This window comes from Nocardioides sp. NBC_00850 (assembly GCF_045207335.1).
In the GTDB taxonomy this organism is placed as follows: domain Bacteria; phylum Actinomycetota; class Actinomycetes; order Propionibacteriales; family Nocardioidaceae; genus Nocardioides.
Genome location: NZ_CP108845.1, coordinates 4,267,809 through 4,286,707 on the forward strand (window position 1 = coordinate 4,267,809; position 18,899 = coordinate 4,286,707).

18 protein-coding genes are annotated in these 18,899 nt (G+C 65.0%); 11 read left to right on the forward strand and 7 right to left on the reverse strand.

Annotation, left to right across the window (positions count from 1 at the left end):
• Positions 1-524 precede the first annotated feature (524 nt).
• Positions 525-1,556 carry a LacI family DNA-binding transcriptional regulator gene (locus OH802_RS20755; RefSeq protein ID WP_406021617.1) on the reverse strand — a complete coding sequence of 344 codons (1,032 nt, stop codon included), beginning with the start codon at positions 1,554-1,556 and terminating at the stop codon, positions 525-527.
• Between the two features lie 330 nt (positions 1,557-1,886).
• Here OH802_RS20755 and OH802_RS20760 point away from each other — a divergent pair, with 330 nt between their 5' ends.
• The 10 genes from OH802_RS20760 to OH802_RS20805 are packed head-to-tail and all read left to right on the forward strand — an operon-like array spanning position 1,887 to position 11,348.
• Positions 1,887-3,290 (forward strand): sugar ABC transporter ATP-binding protein, encoded by a 1,404-nt coding sequence (locus tag OH802_RS20760; protein ID WP_406021619.1) that lies wholly within the window; start codon positions 1,887-1,889, stop codon positions 3,288-3,290.
• The gene (locus OH802_RS20765) at positions 3,287-4,294 is read left to right on the forward strand and encodes an ABC transporter permease (protein WP_406021621.1); all 1,008 of its coding nucleotides are present in this window, start codon (positions 3,287-3,289) and stop codon (positions 4,292-4,294) included. The genes OH802_RS20760 and OH802_RS20765 overlap by 4 nt, the downstream gene beginning before the upstream one ends.
• Before the next feature lie 3 nt (positions 4,295-4,297).
• Complete coding sequence (locus OH802_RS20770) at positions 4,298-5,290, forward strand: ABC transporter permease (RefSeq protein WP_406021623.1); 993 nt, start codon at positions 4,298-4,300, stop codon at positions 5,288-5,290.
• Entirely contained in the window at positions 5,277-6,272 is a 996-nt protein-coding gene (locus tag OH802_RS20775; RefSeq protein WP_406021625.1) for a sugar ABC transporter substrate-binding protein, read from the forward strand. The genes OH802_RS20770 and OH802_RS20775 overlap by 14 nt, the downstream gene beginning before the upstream one ends.
• Before the next feature lie 11 nt (positions 6,273-6,283).
• Positions 6,284-7,063 (forward strand): SDR family NAD(P)-dependent oxidoreductase, encoded by a 780-nt coding sequence (locus OH802_RS20780; protein WP_406021627.1) that lies wholly within the window; start codon positions 6,284-6,286, stop codon positions 7,061-7,063.
• 40 nt (positions 7,064-7,103) lie between these two features.
• A complete protein-coding gene (locus OH802_RS20785) occupies positions 7,104-7,505 on the forward strand; it encodes a nuclear transport factor 2 family protein (RefSeq protein WP_406021629.1) in 402 nt (133 codons plus the stop codon).
• Positions 7,502-8,386 (forward strand): dioxygenase, encoded by an 885-nt coding sequence (locus OH802_RS20790; protein ID WP_406021631.1) that lies wholly within the window; start codon positions 7,502-7,504, stop codon positions 8,384-8,386. The genes OH802_RS20785 and OH802_RS20790 overlap by 4 nt, the downstream gene beginning before the upstream one ends.
• The gene (locus tag OH802_RS20795; protein WP_406021633.1) at positions 8,386-9,468 is read left to right on the forward strand and encodes a maleylacetate reductase; all 1,083 of its coding nucleotides are present in this window, start codon (positions 8,386-8,388) and stop codon (positions 9,466-9,468) included. The genes OH802_RS20790 and OH802_RS20795 overlap by 1 nt, the downstream gene beginning before the upstream one ends.
• Positions 9,469-9,473: 5 nt before the next feature.
• Positions 9,474-10,520, forward strand: a complete 1,047-nt coding sequence (locus OH802_RS20800; RefSeq protein ID WP_406029370.1) for a zinc-binding dehydrogenase — start codon at positions 9,474-9,476, stop codon at positions 10,518-10,520.
• 30 nt (positions 10,521-10,550) lie between these two features.
• Complete coding sequence (locus OH802_RS20805) at positions 10,551-11,348, forward strand: SDR family NAD(P)-dependent oxidoreductase (protein WP_406021635.1); 798 nt, start codon at positions 10,551-10,553, stop codon at positions 11,346-11,348.
• A 146-nt stretch (positions 11,349-11,494) separates the two neighbouring features.
• On the opposite strand, the gene OH802_RS20810 is transcribed toward OH802_RS20805, so the two are convergent.
• The 6 genes from OH802_RS20810 to OH802_RS20835 form a co-directional block, all read right to left on the reverse strand.
• Positions 11,495-12,232: an SDR family NAD(P)-dependent oxidoreductase gene (locus OH802_RS20810; RefSeq protein WP_406021637.1), complete on the reverse strand. Its 738-nt coding sequence runs from the start codon at positions 12,230-12,232 to the stop codon at positions 11,495-11,497.
• A gap of 210 nt (positions 12,233-12,442) precedes the next feature.
• Positions 12,443-12,868, reverse strand: a complete 426-nt coding sequence (locus tag OH802_RS20815; RefSeq protein WP_406021639.1) for an RrF2 family transcriptional regulator — start codon at positions 12,866-12,868, stop codon at positions 12,443-12,445.
• A 99-nt stretch (positions 12,869-12,967) separates the two neighbouring features.
• Positions 12,968-13,690 (reverse strand): SDR family NAD(P)-dependent oxidoreductase, encoded by a 723-nt coding sequence (locus tag OH802_RS20820; RefSeq protein ID WP_406021641.1) that lies wholly within the window; start codon positions 13,688-13,690, stop codon positions 12,968-12,970.
• 115 nt (positions 13,691-13,805) lie between these two features.
• Positions 13,806-14,903 (reverse strand): ABC transporter permease, encoded by a 1,098-nt coding sequence (locus tag OH802_RS20825; protein ID WP_406021642.1) that lies wholly within the window; start codon positions 14,901-14,903, stop codon positions 13,806-13,808.
• Complete coding sequence (locus OH802_RS20830; RefSeq protein WP_406021644.1) at positions 14,900-16,423, reverse strand: sugar ABC transporter ATP-binding protein; 1,524 nt, start codon at positions 16,421-16,423, stop codon at positions 14,900-14,902. Before OH802_RS20830 ends, OH802_RS20825 begins: the two co-directional genes overlap by 4 nt.
• A 64-nt stretch (positions 16,424-16,487) precedes the next feature.
• Positions 16,488-17,498 (reverse strand): sugar ABC transporter substrate-binding protein, encoded by a 1,011-nt coding sequence (locus OH802_RS20835; protein ID WP_406021646.1) that lies wholly within the window; start codon positions 17,496-17,498, stop codon positions 16,488-16,490.
• A 390-nt stretch (positions 17,499-17,888) separates the two neighbouring features.
• Between OH802_RS20835 and OH802_RS20840 the strand changes: the two genes are divergently transcribed.
• Positions 17,889-18,767: a sugar phosphate isomerase/epimerase family protein gene (locus OH802_RS20840; protein ID WP_406021648.1), complete on the forward strand. Its 879-nt coding sequence runs from the start codon at positions 17,889-17,891 to the stop codon at positions 18,765-18,767.
• The last annotated feature ends 132 nt before the right edge of the window (positions 18,768-18,899 follow it).

Here is an 18,899-nt window from a genome sequence, read left to right on the forward strand (position 1 = left end):
GCCCCTCGCTGCACGCTTCATGGCCAGCACCGTCGACATTGGACGGCTCAAGGATCCGCGCCAGAGCGGCGGACTTCAAGTCCCCTCGCGCAGTTGGCACGCGCGGTGACCGCGCGTTGGGCAACTCTAATTTTAAACTGGAGGAGCAGGCGCGGAGATGTGTCAACCTCCTACTCGACCGCAATGCCCAAGCCGTCGCCTCGTACCCAGCCTGTAGTGACGCCTGAGCCGAAGTGGCGACTGTCGACCATGTCATGACGTCGTCCTCCTTGGGACGGACAGCGTCGAGATCAAGGGCAGCCCCGCTGAATCGAGACTCAGCACGAATGGCGATCTGTCGCTGTACTGCCGTCGTTCGCTGAACTGCATGCGCGCTGGATGGTGCCGATCCAGGCCCGTCTCGCGCTCGCCCGCAAGGCCTGCCGCCTGATCTACCGGGTGCTGGGGACCCAACACCCGACGCACTCGTCCGATGCCGCACGCCGGTCGTCACTGTTGACTGCCCGCCAGGGCCTGCGGACACTTCAGCGAAGTGGCGTTCTGGGCCTTGCCGGACCGACAGACTCGCGCTCTACCAGCCTGACAGGTAGCTGGATGGCCTTCGAGGCGCCGTTGGAGACGCCGGTGATGATGTCGAGTAGCAGTCGGGCGGCTTCGGCTCCCATCGCGTAGTGGTCGACTGAAACCGTAGTCAGCGGGGGGACGACCAGGTCAGCGGTTGGCACGTCGCTGTAGCCCACGACGCTGATGTCGTCAGGGCATCGGACGCCTAGCGCCCGGAGTTCCTTGAGGACACCGAAGGTGACCAGATCGTTGAAGCCCACGATGGCTGTGCAGTCCGTGTCCTGGACGAGTCGGCGAGCAGCTTCCCGGCCACGGTCGGGGTCGATGTGATCGATCGTCGCGATAAGGGACTGGTCAGGCTCGAGTCCGCGGTCGCACAGCGCGTTGCGGTAGCCGCGGAGACGGGCCAGCGACGTGCTGACCTGCGGCGGTCCGGCGACGAGAGCGATGCGGGAGTGTCCGTGTTCGACCAGATGATTGATGATCTGCCGCATTCCCTGGTCATCGTTGCTGACGACCTCGGGCCCGAGTGAGCCCTCTGCAACACGGAGCAGGCTCACCGTCGGTGCGACGTTCGCGAACCGTTCTGGCCCTTCGGGATCCCCCACGATCGACGTCGTCACGATGAGACCGTCGACACGTTGGGCGTGAAGGTTCCGCAGATGTGTCAGCTCGCGTTTGCGGTCGTTGTCGGTGTCAACGACGAGGGTGCTGTATCCGGCGGCCCAGGCGACGTCGTCGATTCCGCGGATCATCGGCGCGAACAGCGGAACCGCCAAGTCGCCGACGACCACGCCGATGGTCGAGCTCTTGGCGCTCGCCAGGCTCCGGGCGGCGGTGTCTGGAAGGTAGTTCAGCTCTTGAGCCGCTGCGGTCACCCTCTCCAGCGTCTCCTGACTGACGAGGCCGCGGGTGCGCTCGTTGAGTGCGCGAGAGGCTGTCGCTGGATGCACCTTCGCCAGTTTGGCGACATCGGCGAGTCGAGCACGCATCTATTCCTCCGAAGGATCATCGACAGCCGGGGCTGCTAGGGGTGGACCAGTGAGAGCGGCTGCAGATCGAGGCCCAATGATGCCTCATCCGCGCGCGGATTGGCGCAAATTTTCACGCCGATGACCTGCCGATTTCAATTCTGACGCATCTGCACGTTGACAGCAAGCGGTTGCAGAGACATGCTTATGCGAGCGCTTGCAGTGACGAAGCGCACACTGACGACTGAGGAGATGGATGTGTCACAGACCGTGGTTGACGACGTCCCGTTGATGCGTGTGTCCGGGGTCAGCAAGGCCTTCGGTGGCACGCAGGCACTGACCGACGTCTCGATGAAGTTCTACGGCGGTGAGGTGCATGCCCTGCTCGGGGAGAACGGCGCTGGCAAGAGCACGCTGATGAAGATCATCGCCGGTGTGTACGCACCTGACGAAGGCGAGCTGGTGGGCTCCCGCGACGGCGAGCTCGACGTCGCGATGGTTTTCCAGGAGCTTTCGGTAATGCCCGAGATGTCGGTGCGCGAGAACATGGAGCTGAGTCGCCGTGCGGCCCGCGGCCTGCTTGTCGATCACAAGGCGCTTGAGCCGGGCTTGGTCGCTGCACTGGGAGCGGCTGGTCTCGGAGGTGTCGACCCGGACATGCCGGTCGAGGCGCTGCCCCTCGCGCAGCGCCAGCTGCTCGAGATCGCGCGTGGGCTCTATGCCGATGCCAATGTGCTGATCCTCGACGAGCCCACCGCGACGTTGTCCGACGTCGAGATCGAGCGGGTACACGAGGTCGTGCGCAAGCTCGTCGCTCAGGGGCACAGCATTGTCTACATCACTCACAGGCTCGGTGAGGTGTTCACACTTGCTGACCGGATCACGGTCATGCGCTCGGGGAAGGTGGTTGCTACCGGGCCTACAGCCGAGTTCACGATGGACGAGGTCGTCACGATGATGCTCGGCCACGAGCACAGCGCCGAGTCCGCCCAACCCATCGCAGGACTGCCGGCAGTCGAGGAACGGCGCGACCTCACCGTGTCCGGCCTCACTGTCCCGCACCATTTCGGAGACGTGACGTTCACCGCCCGGGCCGGGGAGGTCCTCACTCTCTTCGGCCAGATCGGATCGGGCGCGGATCAGGTGATCCGGGCACTGGCGGGGCTGGCGAACGTCTCAACCGGATCGGTGAGCATCGACGGGCAACGCGTTCGGGTTGGTTCCCGCCCCGCATCGCAGGCCGACGGCATCGCGTACGTCTCCGCCGACCGCACCGTAGAGGGCGTGTTCCTGAACTATCCGGTTGCGGGAAACATCAGCTCCGGTGCGCTCCGGAGAACGTCGCGTCGCGGTGTGATCAGCGGCCGCCGCGAGAGGCGACTGGCCAGAGAGCTGGCGACCAAGGTGGCCTTCGACCCTGACCGAATTGCTACCCCGGTCGGCACTCTGAGCGGAGGCAACCAACAGAAGATCGCCATCGCCCGGGCGCTCGCGACCTTGCCCAAGGTCCTGGTTCTCAACGAGCCCACCCGTGGCGTCGACATCGGAGCCCGAGCAGAGATCTACAAAGCGGTACGCGCCCTCGCACACGAGAACGTCGCCGTCATCGTCTACTCCAGCGACATCGTGGAGCTCCGCGAGCTCGGCGATCGCGTGATCACGATGTTCCGCGGGCGTGTAGTTGCAGATCGACCCACCGGCAGCATCACAGACGCACAGCTGCTGGCCGAGATCCTCCATGGAGGCGCAGCATGACCACCCAGTCCGACTCCGCCGTGCTGGCCACCCCAGTCCCTCGACGCCCCAGGTCTCAACGCCCGTCGCACCGTTCGATGAGCGGGCCGGGAGCGATCGGCGCGGTGACCGCGGTCCTGTTCGTGCTCGCGTGCATCTTCGTCTCTGGATTCGCCTCGGCGAACAACCTCCGAGCATTGATGCTCTCCGTCTCGTTGGTCGGCATCGTCGCCGTGGGGCTGAGCCTGATCACCATGGCCGGCCGGATCTTCTCCCTGTCGCTCAGTGCGGTGGTCGCCACCGCGGCGATCATCTTCGCGGCCAACCTGCACCTCGGACCCTGGATCGCGATGGCGCTCGCGGTTGCTTTCGGTGCCGCCACCGGCCTGGCCCAGGGTGTTCTGGTGGGGCTGGCGCACACCAACCCCATCGTCACCACCATCGCAGCCTCGGCGATCATTCTGGGCGTTGCCCAGCTGGTGACCGGCGGGCTCAACATCACGGGCGAAGGCGACGCCTCGGTGTTCGCGACGATGCTCTTCGGCACGTTGCCACTCGAGGTCCTCGTGTTCTTCGCAGTAACCGCCGCGGCGGCACTGCTCTACCGCTACACCAACCTGGGCCGCACGATCACCCTGATCGGGCTCAACGAAAAGGCCGCCGCGGTCGCGGGGCTGCGATCCTGGCCACGCGTGGTCGCGGCATTCATCATCTCCGGGACCCTTGCGGCCCTGGCTGGCGCGCTGTTGGCCGCGGAGTCCGGCCAGGGCAACCTCACCCTGGGAGCAAGCTACGGCTTCGACGCCATCGTCGCCGTCGTCGTCGGCGGGATCAGCGTCAAAGGCGGACTGGGGAACCCGGTCAACGCCGCCGTCGGCGCGTTCCTCGTCGGGCTCTTGGCCAACATGCTCGTCCTGATGGGGCTCTCCTACGAAGACCAGCTGATCTTCCAGGGCGTCTTGGTGCTCGTCGCCGTGGTCGTCACGGGAGCCAGCGCGAAGCCCGCTGCAGCGGGAAGGCGGTAAACCATGATCAACGTCTACTGGAACATTCGTACGTGGCTGGCCGCGGGCGCCGCGCTCGTCGCGCTGCTCATCGCCATCGGCACGACACCGGGCTACACGAACTCCGGCAACTTGTTCGCTCTCGGTCAGAGCTTCTCGACCCTGGCGCTGGTGGCGTGCGGTCTCGCTGCCGTGATGCTCGCCGGCGAGTTCGATCTGTCCATCGCCGGGGTGATACCGCTGGCCGGGCTCATTGCGGTCAAGATCGGACAGAGTTCGGGGATCGCCGTAGGGATCGTCGTGGCCATCCTCGTCTGTGCGCTCGTTGGGGCGCTGAACGGTTACCTCACCTGGCGGTTCGCCATCCCATCGCTCGCCGTCACCGTGGGCACCCTGGTGGCAACCACCGGGATGGGCTACTGGGTGACAGGTGGCGACGTCGTCACGATGTCGAACTATCAGTTCGGCCTCTGGCTCGACGACCCGGTCGCGGCCGTTCTCTCGCCACGCAGCATCGTGGCGCTGGCACTCACCATCCTGCTGCTGCTCACACTTTCCCGGACGTGGTTCGGCATGAACGTACGCGCTATCGGCAGCGACATCGACAGAGCACGGGTCTCCGGACTCCCCACCGGCCGCACTCTGATCGGCGTATTCGTCATCAGCTCCACCTTCGCCGGCGTGGCCGGATCCTTGCAGGCCCTGTCCCTGGCTGCCGGTCAGCCCGGTGGTGACCTGGACTTCCTCCTGCAAGCGGTAACGGCCGCCATCATCGGCGGGGTCGCCCTCACCGGCGGGAAGGGCCGCCTCATCGGCGTCGTCGCCGGAGCCTTCCTGCTCTCCGTGATCAGCAACGTGCTGAGCTTCCACGGTGCTGCCACCGCCGCGGTGCAGCTGGTATCGGGCGTGATCCTGCTCGTCATCCTCCTGCTTGAGGCTCCACTGGACCGGCTCGTCGCCCGACTGGTGAACCGCGTCTCCGATTCCCTGGAAGAGGCCCCGAATGCAATTGCTTGAACGAACCCGAGCCCTCGGGGCGCTGCTCTGCCTCGTGCTGCTGGCCAGTGTCTCCGCCGGTTGCGGCGCCGCTGAGACGCAGGACGACAACCGAAAGCAGGTCGTGCTGCTCACCGTCTCGCAGACGTGCGACTACTGCGCGAAGCACACCGAAGCCTTCAAGGAAGCGATGGCTGAGGAAGGCGTCGACCTGCGCGTCGTCGTCAACGAGTTCAACGCGGCAGAGCAGGCCCAGCAGGTCACCCAGGCGATCAGCACGAATCCGGACGCCATCGTGGTCTGGCCAGCCGACTCACGAGCGATCATTCCGTCGTTGGTCCGGATCAAGCGTTCCGGGATCCCGGTCGTGGTCTCCAACTCCTATCCGCAGACCGAAGACACCAGCCTGTGGACCGCCTACACCGGCCCGAACGACATCGAGAACGGTCGCGCTGCGGCCCGCGCCATGGTCGAGGGCTTCAAGGCCAAGGGCTATGGGGACTCGGGCAACGTCGTCGCGCTGCTCGGACCACTGGGCGCCCCGCCGACCATCGATCGACTCAAGGGTTTCGAAGCCGAGCTGGCTGAGCGCGCACCAAAGATCAAGGTCGTGGCCTCGCAACCGGGTAACTGGGACCAGACCATCTCGACGTCGGCTTCGGCTGCTCTGTTCACCCAGACCCGAAACGACAACATCGTCGGGATGTACTCCGAGGCCGACAACATGATGGCTGGCGCACTGGTGGCGGCGCGACGTCAAGGAATCGACCCCGCCAAGCTGGTCATGGTCGGGCACAACTGCTCGATCGAGGGCTACCGCGCCATCACTGACGGCACCCAGTACGCGACCGTCCTGCAGGACCCGTTCGAGGACGCCGCCCTCGCCGTCGAGGCGACCAGCGCCATCCTCGCCGAGGAGCAAGTCGAGAACGTCCAGTACCTGACCCCGCGTCCGATCGACAAGAACAACATCGACAGCTGCGACCAGGCCGTCGGAAAGTAGGAAGACACATCGTGAAGAACTGGACCGTCGAGCTTCCCGAGACCGTGGTCGTCACCGGCACCGCCAGCGGCCTCGGCAAGGAGATCTCTCGACAGTTGCTGGACTGCCGCGTACGCGTGATCGGTGTCGACGTCGGCCCTGCCGCTGAAGATGCACCAGATGGATACGTTCATGTGCAAGGGAGCGTCAGCGCACAAAGCACCTGGGACACGGTACGCGACCTCCTCGACCCCGATTCGAGTCTCGGCTACGTCGGCTCCGCAGCTGTCCTCAAGGTGGGCACTCTGCTGGATGAGGACATCAGCACCTGGCGCGACAGCTGGGAGACCAACGTCTTCGGCCAGATCCTCGCCCTGCGCACCTTGTTGCCGGTGATGATCGAGGCCCCGCATGCCGCCGTCGTCGCGGTCAGCAGCATCGACGCCGACTTCGGTGAGCAGCAACTGGCTGCGTACGCCTCCAGCAAGGCTGCGGTCAGCGCCGCGCTTCGTACGATCACACTGGACTATGCGCGCACAAAGGTGCAGTTCAACGTCTTGGCGCCTGGTCCTATGCGAGCCGGCCTGTTCGAGCGTCACCTCGCCTCGGCAGGTGACCCTGACAAGTTCTTGGCGACCCGCGAGGCCCGCCAGCCTCGTGGCCGGATCACCGGGGTCGACCAGGTCGCCAACGCAGCGTTGTATCTGCTGAGCCCAGCCTCCTCAGCGCTGCTCGGGACCACAGTCACCGCCGATGGCGGGCTCACCACCGGCTTCGACTTCCGCACCGGAGCCGAAGGCTCCAGCGCCTGACCGTCACCGCCCACGCGACGCAACCTCAGGAGAAACACGCATGTCCCAGACCACCAGCGACACCGACCACGCGAGCATCGTCGCGGCCGAAGAAGCCCGCTATGCGGCCGCCCTCACCGCAGACGCTGACGCCTTCCGCGCAATTGCTCACCCAAGCCTCACCTACGCCCACTCCGATGGCCGCCGAGACACCCTCGAGGAGTACCTCAGCACGCTGGTCAACGGCGACCTCGACTACCACAACATCGAGCATCCGATCACCGAGATCGTGCTGACCGGAGACACCGCCGTCGTCGTCGGTGAGATGCGCGCCCACCTCACCGTCGGGGGCAAGCAGAAGACGATCGACAACACGTGTATCGCCGTATGGATCAAAGAGGGATCACGGTGGCTACTGCTCGCCTACCAGCCCACCCCGCGTCCGACAGGAGCACCGCGATGACCACCACTACGACATCCTCCGAGACCCTCGTCGACACCGTCGTGGCGAGCTTCGAGCAGACCACAGATCCCCGTCTCAAGGAGATCCTCCAGAGCCTCACGCGGCACGCGCACTCCTTTGTCACCGAGGTCGGCCTCACCTTCGAGGAGTGGGAGAGCGCCATCGATTTCCTCACCCGGACCGGGCAGAAGTGCGACGCCGTGCGTCAGGAGTTCATCCTCCTCTCAGACGTACTGGGTCTGTCGATGCAGGTCGAGACCCTCAACGACGTCGAGCTTCCCGACGCCACCGACTCCACAGTCCTTGGCCCGTTCCACATGGTCGATTCACCCGTTCGAGAGCTGGGCGCGAACATCTCGCCTGCCAGCACCGGCCAGAAGTGCGTCATCCACGGCACCATCCGCGATGAACAGGGCCGCCCGGTGCCGCATGCTCGCGTGGACGTCTGGCAGGCCGATGCCCAAGGGTTCTACGACGTACAGCAGCCGGATCTCCAGCCGCAGGGGAACGGCCGTGGCCTTTTCACTGCGGACGACCAGGGCCGCTTCTACTTCGAGTCGATCGTCCCGGCGCACTACCCGATTCCGACCGACGGGCCCGTCGGTGAGCTGCTCGCCGCCACCGGACGCCATGCGTACCGTCCAGCTCACATCCACTTCATCGTCACGGCGCCCGCTCACCGAGAGCTCACGACGCACATCTTCGTAAACGGCACCGATTACCTCGACTCCGACGCGGTGTTCGCGGTCAAGAGCTCACTGGTCCGCGACTTCGTCCCGCGTACGGCGGGCGTCGCCAACCCGTGTGGGGTCGAGGGCGATTTCGTGGAAGCCCAGATCGACATCACGCTCCACCGCGATGACGAGGAGGCCGCGCGCTGATGCGACCCTTCCTCTACGAAGCGCTCCCGATGCGAGTCCGGTTCGCCGAACATGCCGTCGAGTCGCTGCCCGAGGAGCTGGCAGCCGTCGGCGGAACGAAGGCCGTCGTGGTCACCACGCCCGAACAGGTGGCGCTCGGGGAACGAGTCAACGCGATCCTCGGGGCTGCCGGTGGCGGCGTCTACCCCCGGGCGGTCATGCACGTCCCTGCCGACGCTGCACGCGCTGCACGCGCCCACATCGCCGACGTCGGCGCCGACGCGGTCGTCTGCGTCGGCGGAGGATCGACCACTGGCCTCGGGAAGGCGATCGCACTGGAGTCCGACCTGCCGATCATCGCCGTTCCCACCACCTATGCCGGCTCCGAGATGACCCCTATCTGGGGTCTCACCGAAAACTCGGTCAAGCGGACCGGTCGCGACCCTCGAGTCCTGCCCCGCGCCGTGGTGTACGACCCCACCCTCACCGTGGGCCTCCCGGTAGCCGTGTCGGTGACCAGCGGGATCAACGCCGTAGCGCACGCCGTAGAAGGCCTGTACGCCCCGGACACATCCCCGATGCTGTCTCTGATGGCAGCCGAAGGCGTGGCCACCATGCTGCGATCTCTGCCGTCCGTCGCATCGGACCCGACAGACCTCGACGGCAGGTCCGAGGCCCTGTACGCAGCGTGGCTGTGCGGTGCAGTCCTCGGTGCCACGACCATGGGGCTCCATCACAAGCTCTGCCACATCCTCGGCGGCACCTTCGACCTGCCGCATGCCGAGACCCACGCGGTGGTGCTGCCCTACGTCATGGCCTTCAACCTGCCGGCAGCGCCCGATGCCCAGGCTGCGCTGGTGCGGGCCACCGGCTCACCGTCTCCTGCACGCCTGGTCAGGGAGACCGCACTGCAGCTGGGCGTACCGGATTCGCTTGCGGCGATCGGCATGCCCGAGCACGGCATCGGCGAGGTGGTCCGCCAGGCAGCCGACGCGCCATACAGCAATCCACGACCGGTCAGCAAGCGCGACCTGACGATCCTGCTCGAGGCCGCGTACGCCGGCGCTGCCCTTCCCGACATCGCCACAGAGGAGACCCCGTGAATGCAATGACTGGTGCCCTGGGGTCGACGACCCTCAGCGTCCGCAAGGTCGACGGCGTCATCACCCCTTACGTCCACGATCGGCAGGCAGAGCCGATGGGACCCGGAGACATCACCGTACGGATGAGCTACGTGGGAATCTGCGGAACCGACGCGGAGATCCTGCATGGACGGATGCCGGACACATTCCGGATCAACTACCCACACTCGCTCGGCCACGAGTGGTCCGGAACTGTCGAGGCCGTCGGAGCCGAGGTGACACGTTTCCAGCCCGGCGATCGCGTGCTCGGACACGGACACCTCGGCGGCAACGACTGGTTCGGCGTCACCCACGACGGCGCAGCCGCCGAGCGCTTCACCGTTCCCGCGTCCCTGTGCTTCCATGTCCCTGACAACACCAGCATGCTCAGCGCGGCCGTCATCGAACCGTTCGCCTGCGTCCTCCAGGGCCTCACCAGCACCGGAGGGGTGAACGCCGCCGACACCGTACACATCCATGGCCTCGGCGCCATCGGTCTGAACGCGCTCCTGCAGAGTCACCACGCCGGCGCCCAGGTCGTCGTGTTCGACCCGAGCGAGGTCCGACGCAAGCGTGCCCTCGAGCTGGGCGCGATCGCGGCCCTTGACCCAACCGACGGTGACGTACCCGACCTTGCCGCCACCGCTACCGGTCGACCCCACGCAGACCTCGTCGTCGAGGCGTCCGGGAACCCGTTTGCCCAGGCCAACGCGCTCGAGAGCGCCGACAACGGTGGCCGGGTTCTGCTGATGGGTGTCTCCCGTCCGACGGCCGTGCCCGCTAGGCTCGGCCTGATCCAAGAGCGTGACCTCGTGGTCCGCACCTCCGTCGGCGCCCCGGCTTCGATCTGGCCCACAGCAATCCGCTTCGTACGCAACAGCGGGCTCGATCTCTCGTCGATCGTGTCGGAGATCTTCCCGCTCTCCCGCGGCGTCGAAGCGCTCGCCGCCGCCCAGGACACCGCCACCAACGTCAAGGTGATGCTCGCGCCCGACGAATCCGACGGATCCTCGACATCGCAACCCGAACTGTGAATCACGACGAGCAGGAGAGGCTCCCACATCATGGATACAGGACTCAACGACAAGATCGTCGTCATCACCGGCGCTGCCTCCGGGATCGGCGCGGCCAGCGCCAGGGCCTTCGCAGCGGAGGGGGCACGGCTAGCACTTCTCGATCGTGACGAGGGCGGGCTGATCGCCCTCGCTGAACAACTGGCCCCCACCCAGGTGAGCCACGCCGTCGCCGATCTCAGCACGCTCGAGGGCATGACCTCCGGTCTGGACGCGGCGCTCGCCCCCTACGACGGCCATGTCGACGTGCTCTTCAACAATGTCGGTGCCGGCAGCCTCGGTCTCTTCGACACCCTCACCGACCAGGACTGGGTCGACACCCTGCAACTGAACTTCCTCAGCCAGGTGCGCGCGGCCACGCATCTGTTACCGCGCATGCGGGCAGCCGGTTCCGGCGTCATCATCAACAATGCCTCAGACCTCGGGCGCCAGCCCATCGTCGGCGGCCCTGACTACGCCGCATCGAAGGCAGCAGTCCTCTCCTTCACCACCTCGCTCGCGAAGTCCGAAGGACCCCGCATCCGCGTCAACGCGGTCGCAGCAGGGGCAACGATGTCACCGATGTGGTCGATGCCCGGCGGGCTTGCCGACACCTTCGCCGCGATCCACGACGTTCCCCGCGAGGAGTCGATCGAAGCGGAGATGAAGGCACGCAATCTTCCGCTGGCTCGAATCGGCCAGCCCCAGGAGGTCGCCAACGTCGTCGTGTTCCTCGCCTCCGATCTCGCCTCGTACGTGACCTCCAGCGTGTATGGCGTCGACGGCGGATCGATCGGCAACATCGTCTGATCTGGTCGGGTGAATGCCCGTCGCCGGAGGAAGGATTTTGACCTTCGGCGATCAGGCCAGCGTGCGATGCGCGTTCTGATTGACGCACAGCGCACGCTGGCAAGATCTCGGGGCGGTCTAGCGCGCGAGGCGTGCCGAGTGAAAGATCAGCGGGGATGATGCTGCTTGACGAGCTTCGAGAATCGCCGCAGACCGATCGCGTCGGCAGCAGACGTCGATACGGCATTCACGGCGGACATCATCCTGAGCATCGGGCCGCCCATGACATGGACTCGCTGCCGCTTACGGATCGTTGTGAGGATTTCGCGTGCCACTGCCTCGGGCTCTACGAGGGTGACGCCCATCTCGCGCCACATGTCGAAGAATGCGGACTCCGACTCCGTGTTGGCTGGCGCAGGCCCGAAGAACGAAAGCATCACGTTGGTCCCGGCCAGCTCACGGTTGGAGGCTTGCACGTAGCCGGCCAGTGCGCCGCGGGTCGCCGCATAAGCGCTCATGAACGGGAGGCCCACGCGGCCATCCATGGCGCCGCCGAGGTGGACGACGATGCTGTCGCCGGTCTGCTTGCGCAGCCCGGGGAGGAATGCCTGGGTCACGAAGATGGGCCCCTTCACGTTCACCGCGAGTAGCGAGTCGACGTCGGCCGGCGTGTATTCCTCCATGGCTTTGCGCGGTGAGATGCCCGCGAGATTGACCACCGCATCGATCCGGCCGAGGTGATCAAAGGATGAGGCCACCAGCTTTTCGAGGCTCGCCGGATCGGAGACGTCGGTGCGCACGTAGATCGACGAACCGTCGTTCCGGCCGGTCAGCGCCGCAGCATCGTTCTCGCTCCGTGCCGCGAGCACCAGCCGAAAGCCCTCGTCAGCGAGGAGCTTGGCCAATGCGTGCCCAAATCCTCCAGTGACCCCGATGAGGACGGCCGTGGGCGCGTCCGTGCCCCGCTTTGCTCCGGCGCTGTCAGCGCTCATAGGAGTCTTTGTCTTCCTTGCCATTTTGTGTTCCTTCCTTTGAATATTAGGTACTATAAACGTATCTAATTGAGATAAAAAGAGACCCACCCGGCCCTGAGCTTGGTCATCCAGGTGATGAAGCTAGACAGACCTAGCCCTGATTCGGAGCACCACGTCCGCCAGTGATGTCCGCCGCAGCTCCCCCTCGAGGACCTCCGTAGCCTCAGCCCGCAGGTCGCTCATGACTTGCTTGATGTTGCGGCTCACGACACAGTCCCCGTTTTCGGGATAGGTGTGGATAGCAAACGGTTCTGGTGGAATGACGGCAGAGTAGATGTCCAAGAGAGAAATGCTCTCCGGACTTCGAGCCAAGGCATAGCCGCCCGACTTGCCAACAGTCGAATTGACCAGCTTCGCCTTCGAGAGCTTGACCAGGATTCTTTTGATGAAAATAGGGTTCGCATTCACGCTGCCCGCCAGTTGCTCCGACGTGAAGGTTCCCTCGTGGTGTGCGATCGCCGCCAGCACGTGGACAGCGATCGAGAATTGGGTGTTCGCGCCGGGCATATGTAGATACTACATGAGTATCTTGATACTCGCAAACCAGCAGGGCACCTCTGCTCAGTGGCTGAAGGAGACGCCGCCAACCTGGCATCGATGACGCTGCTAGGGGACGGTGTACCCGCCATCAATGACGAGTTCCGCTCCTGTCATGTAGCTCGACTCATCACTGGCGAGGAAGAGCGCGCCATAGGCGATCTCGAGCGGACGTCCCAGGCGCTTCATGGGGGTCGCGCCAACGACACCGGCCGTGATGGATTCGTCCTGGGCCTCGATCATCGGGGTCTCGATGATGCCCGGGTGCAGGGAATTGACCCTGATGCCGTCATCGACGTAGCTGAGCGCCGCGTTCTTGCTCATCAGTCGGATGGCGCCTTTGCTCGCAGTGTAGGCCGCCACGCCGGCGGCTCCAGCGATACCCCAGATCGAGGAGACGTTGATGATCGAGCCCGCACCGGCGGCGCGCATGACAGGGATCACGGCTCGCATACCGAGGAAGGGCCCAGTCTGATTGAGTTGGATGACGCGGTCCCATGCTTCGAGTGGGATCGTGTCGATCGGCTCGTAGCTTCCGACGGTTCCAGCGTTGTTGAGCAGAATGTCGACGCGGTCGCTCTCGGCCACGACGCGGGCAACGAGCGTCTCCCAGCTCCCGAGATCTGTGACGTCATGCTGGATCCAGGTGATGTTGTCGATGTCCGGCGTGTCCGACAAATCGATGTCGGCCGCGTAGACGTGTGCTCCTTCTGTCGCGAAGAGTTCGGCGCTGGCTCGGCCGATGCCGCGGGCAGCGCCCGTGATGATGGCTGTCTTTCCTTTGAGACGCATGCGGTCTTCCTTCGGCATTGGTGGCGTCGCGGCGGATCAAGTCGTGGCGGTGATGCGGTTCCGCTCCGCCAGCGGGAGTGTCGACTTCGTTCTGCCGGGCGCTGGCAGCCCAGCATCAGGCCTGGGCTCGGGTCCTGGCCTTGCTGACGACGTAGTTGAGGACCAGGGCGGCGAGGATGATCCCGCCGTAGAAGGCTTCGATCCAGTAGGACTTGACCTGGGAGAGGACAAGCAGGTTCTGGATCAGGCCTAGGAGGACGACGCCGCTCATGGCTCCGAACATGCTTCCCTTGCCGCCTTCGAGACTGATGCCACCGATGACGGCCGCCGCGAACACCGTGAAGATCAGGTTCTCGCCCTGGTTGGAGGCGACCGAGGCGATGCGTCCGGTCAGCATGAGGCCGGCGAACGCGGCGATCAGTGCGCCGAACACGAACGCCCCGATCGTCAAGCGCCGCGTTCGGATGCCCGCTGCGGCTGCGGCTGCTTCATTGCCGCCCAGGGCGTAGAGGCGGCGCCCAGTGGGGTGGTGCTTCATGAATGCGGCGGCGAGGACGAAAGCGCCGACGAAGATCCAGACCTGGATGGAGAGGCCGAGCGGTTTGGCGGTGCCGAGGAACTTGAATGCGTCAGGCAGGCCCGACAGGGTTTGGCCTCCAGCAAGGCCAACAGTGACACCGCGCATCAAGATCAGAGTCGCCAGGGTCACGATGAAGGCGTTGAGCTTCAGATAAGAGACGATCGCGCCGTTGAAGAGGCCGATCGCTGCTGCGAGTAAGAACATGGCCGGGATCGCGACCCACGGCGAGAATTCGAATCCCCCACCGCCGGCCGCTGACGGGAGGACGAGCCACACAGCGAACATGGGTGCCAGGCCGACGATCGACTCCAGCGAGAGATCGAACTTGCCGGCGATGAGGATCACCGCCTCGGCGAGAACGACCATGCCGAGCACTGCTGAGGTCACCAGCACGTTGTTGACAAGGTTGTTGACGGTCAGGAAGAACGGCGAGAGGAACGATCCGAGGACGATCGTTGCCGCGATTGCCGGGAGCAGGGCGAGCTCACGAGCCGCGCCGCCGAGGTTGAACTTTCGTTCCGAGGCGATTGAGACGGCCTCTTCAGTTGCTGGTGCGGACACGCTGTTGGCTTTCTGAGTCGAGTGCATTGGTGCCGATACAGGGCCGGCGGCCGATCTGTTGTCGATGGTCATGCTGGCTGAGCCTCCGAACCTTGGATTGCGGCAACGAGGTCCCGTTCGTCCCAGCCGCGGGCGAGCTCGGCGTGCAGCCTGCCGCGGTACATCACGGCCGTTCGGTCGCAGATGGCGAGGTCGTCATCGTCGGAACTGACGATCAGGACGGCGCATCCTTGCTTCTGGAGGGACCGAATCGACGTGTAGATGGACTCTTTGGCGGTGACGTCTACGCCGGCGGTGGGGTGGATGAGCACCAGAACCTTCGGGTCGGCTGCGAGGCCCCTGGCGAGGACGACCTTCTGTTGGTTTCCGCCTGAGAGTTCGGAGATCGCCTGCTGCCGACTGGCAGCTTTGATGCTCCAAGCGGCCGAGAGGACATCGAAGCGCTCGCGCCGTTGCCTTTTGCTGATGAGGCGGGACCATGACCGCAGGTCGTCGAGAACGGTGAGGGTCGCGTTTTCCTCGATCGACATGTCAGGTGCGAACCCGTTGTGGTGGCGGTCTTCGGGGACGTAGCCAAGTCCGGCGCGGATCCCGACTCGGATACTTCCAGGGGGAACGCGCACACCGTCGACGGTTACGACGCCGTCTCGGCCGATCTGCCCGACGATGGCTTGGGCGAGTTGAATATGTCCAGCACCTTCAAGACCAGTGAGTCCTACGGACTCGCCAGCCCGAACGGTGAGGGAGACCTTCCGCACCACCGCCCCGATGTCGATTTCGGTGGCTTCGAGGACCGGGTCGCCCACCCGGCGCTCAATCTCTTGCTCCCCGAGGTCCGCCAGCTTGCTGGCCACGGTCTGGCCGTCACCGCCTGCGAGGACATCGACGATGCCCTCCACGGTGAAGTCATCGACTCTGGCTTCCAGAACATCGCGCCCGTCGCGGAGGATGGTGATCGCGTCACAAACTTTGAAGATCTCATCGAGGTGGTGCGAGACGTAGATGACCGTGACTCCACGCTCGCGCGCCCTGTTGATCTGCGCGAAGAGTTCGTTGCAAGCACCGTCGTCGAGGCCGGCCGTTGGCTCGTCGAGCAGCAGAATTCGTGCGCCCCGCGCTAGCGCCCTGCAGACCTCGACGACCTTCTTCTCCAGCGGCTCGAGGTCCTCGACCCGCTCATCGACGATGTGCTCGTAGCCCCACTCTCGGAGCTGGTCAGCGGCGATGCGTCGCATCTCGGGCCAGTCCACCCGACCGAAGGGCTTGGTGGGATATGCGCCGAGACTGATGTTCTCCGCGACGGTCAAGCCGGTGACCAACGTGCTCTGCTGATAGACGCACGCCACGTTGGAGGAGCCAGGTAGATCGGTCTCGCCGCTGGCCGAGCCACGGATCTCCACCGAACCACTGTCGGGCGTGACCAAGCCCGTGAGCACGCTGATGAGCGTGGATTTGCCGGCGCCATTTCGGCCGAGCAGGGCGTGCGACTCCCCTGTCCTGACCTGGAGGTTCACCCCATCGAGGGCACGGGTTGGGCCGAACGACTTTGTGACCCCGGCGACCGAGATCGCGAAATCGGTGTGGTCAGTCACGTCCACTGCCTTTCGATACTTGCTTGGTTTCGATCTGATGACCCGAGAACCGGGAGGCTGCCTCCTACTTGCCCCCCTCTGCATTTCCCCAGAGGGACTTGTCGTCGACGTTCTCGCGCGTGACTACGGGCGACGGCAGCATGTCGGCCAGGTTGCCCTTATACTCGACGATCTCGCTGTTGTGATCGGTCGGACCGGCCTTGTATTCGACGCCGTCGACCGCGTCCTGCATGTACTCGACACCGAACTTGGCGTAGTCGTTGATCGGCTGGGAGATCGTCGCATCCAGGTAGCCGTCGCGGATCGCATCGAGCGCGGGACCTGACCCGTCGATGCCGACCACGACCTTGTGCTTGTCGTCCCCGGCTGGCACCCACTGACCAAGGTTCTTCATGACTGCCGATACCGCCTCGAGCATCACAGAGTCGCTGGCGAGGAAGACTCCATCGATGTCGTTCGTGCTCAGCACTGCCTGTGCCACATCGCCGGCCTTGGCGCTTTCCCACCCCGTGGGTCGAGCGATGATCTTGATGTCGGGATACTTCTCCGACATGCACTCTGAGAAGCCTTGGTTCCGATCAGCGCCGGAGCTTGTGCCCAGATCACCCTGGATCTCGAGGATGGTGCCCTTCCCGCCGAGCGACTTGCCCATCTGCTCACAGACGCTCTTGCCCATCGCTACGTTGTCGGCTCGGATGTTCATGTAGATGTCGCCGCCGTTGGCTGCGGTGTCGACGGTGATGACCGGGACGTTGGCGTTGTTCGCTGCCTCGACGCCGGGCACGATCGCGTCGGAGTCCCGAGGGATGACGAAGATGCCCTTTGCTCCCTGGGTGACCAGGGTCTGGATGTCGGTGATCTGTTTCGCGGTGTCACCGTCGGCGTTCGCGGTCGGCAGCATCGCGAAGCCGGCGTCTTTCCCGCCGGCCTCGACGGTGTCGACGAGGTGAACCGTGAACGGGTTGTCGAGCACGGCAGCGGAGAAGCCAACCTGCAAGCCGTCGCCGGAATCGCCGCCGGAGTCGCTGCCGCAAGCGCTCAGTGCTGAGAGCGCCAGGATGCCCGTGGCGGCCACGGCGAGCCGTCGTCCTGCGGAGGGCGAGAAGAACTTCATGAGCACTGCCTTCGGGGTGTTTGAGGCGGCTCTACGCCGCGATTTCGTTTGGAGTCCCGGCCGCTTCAATGGCTGGGCTTCGTTTCAGGTGCCCGAGATGCGTACTGCAAGGGTTGAGCGATTTGCCGCAACCGCTTGCATTGCAAGAGTGACTCCCGTCACGCTTTGATGTCAAGGGGATGCGAGGTGAAATGTCGTGCGACCCGGCCTTCTACAAGGCAAAACTTTGAGATCGCTCCAGATGCCTGGACGAGCTCGCACTGTCGCCGCGAACGCAAGGCGCCTTGGAATCTGCTCGCTTGAGGCTTACTCTGGTGCGAGCGCTTGCACAACAAGAAAGGCAGCTGCCACATGAACCGAGACCTACTCGCCACCTGTTGGACTTGGGCAGGAGATACCGCCCCGGCCCGTGACGACGAGTCGAGCCCCATCCCGATCGCCGACCGCGTAGCCGCCGTGGCTGCAGCCGGCTGGAAGGGTGTCGGGATCGTCCACGCGGACGTCGTCAAGATCCGGGAGTCGATCGGCCTCCGGAGCCTGCGTTCGATGCTGGATGATCACGGCATCTCCGAGGTGCAGCTGGAGTTCATCTCGAACTGGTGGACCGACGGCGACCTGCGCCGTGAGTCCGACCGGGTCCGCAACGACCTCTTCGATGCCGCAGCCACCCTCGGAACCACGACCATCAAGGTTGGCGCCGGCCTCCAGGCGTTTGGCGAGGACAACCCGATCGACCTCGGCGCGTTCGCCGAGTCCTTCGATGCACTGGCGACCGACGCCGGCAAGCACGGAGTCCGCGTTGCCTTGGAGCCGATGCCGATGGCCAACATCCGCACCATCGCCGAAGGCGCCAAACTGGTGACCGAGGTCGGCAACGCGCACGGCGGCCTCGTCGTCGACACCTGGCATGTCGGCCGCGCCGGTACCTCGTACGCGGACCTGCCGACGCTCCTGCCCATGGACCATGTCTTTGTCGTCGAGCTCGACGACGCGGACGCGGAGGTCAAGGGGAGCCTCTGGGACGACACGATCAACAACCGCCGCATGCCCGGCGACGGCGCGCTCGACACCGCGGGGTTCATCGCCGCAATGCTCAAGGCCGGCTGGGAGGGCGGCTGGGGCGTGGAGATTATTTCCGACGAGCTACGTGCGCTGCCTGTCGGCCAGGGCGTACAGCAGGTGTTCGACAAGACCCAGGCCGCCATCGATCAGGCTCTCGAGCGGATCTGATCGTCTGCTGGTTGGGGTGGAGCCCGCCAGGCTTCACCCCAACCAGATGAAGGACGAGAACGCATCGGACACGGCTGGGGCACACCCCAGTAGTTGGTCTCGAAAGGCTCGCGAGAAGTGGTCTGATCGCCG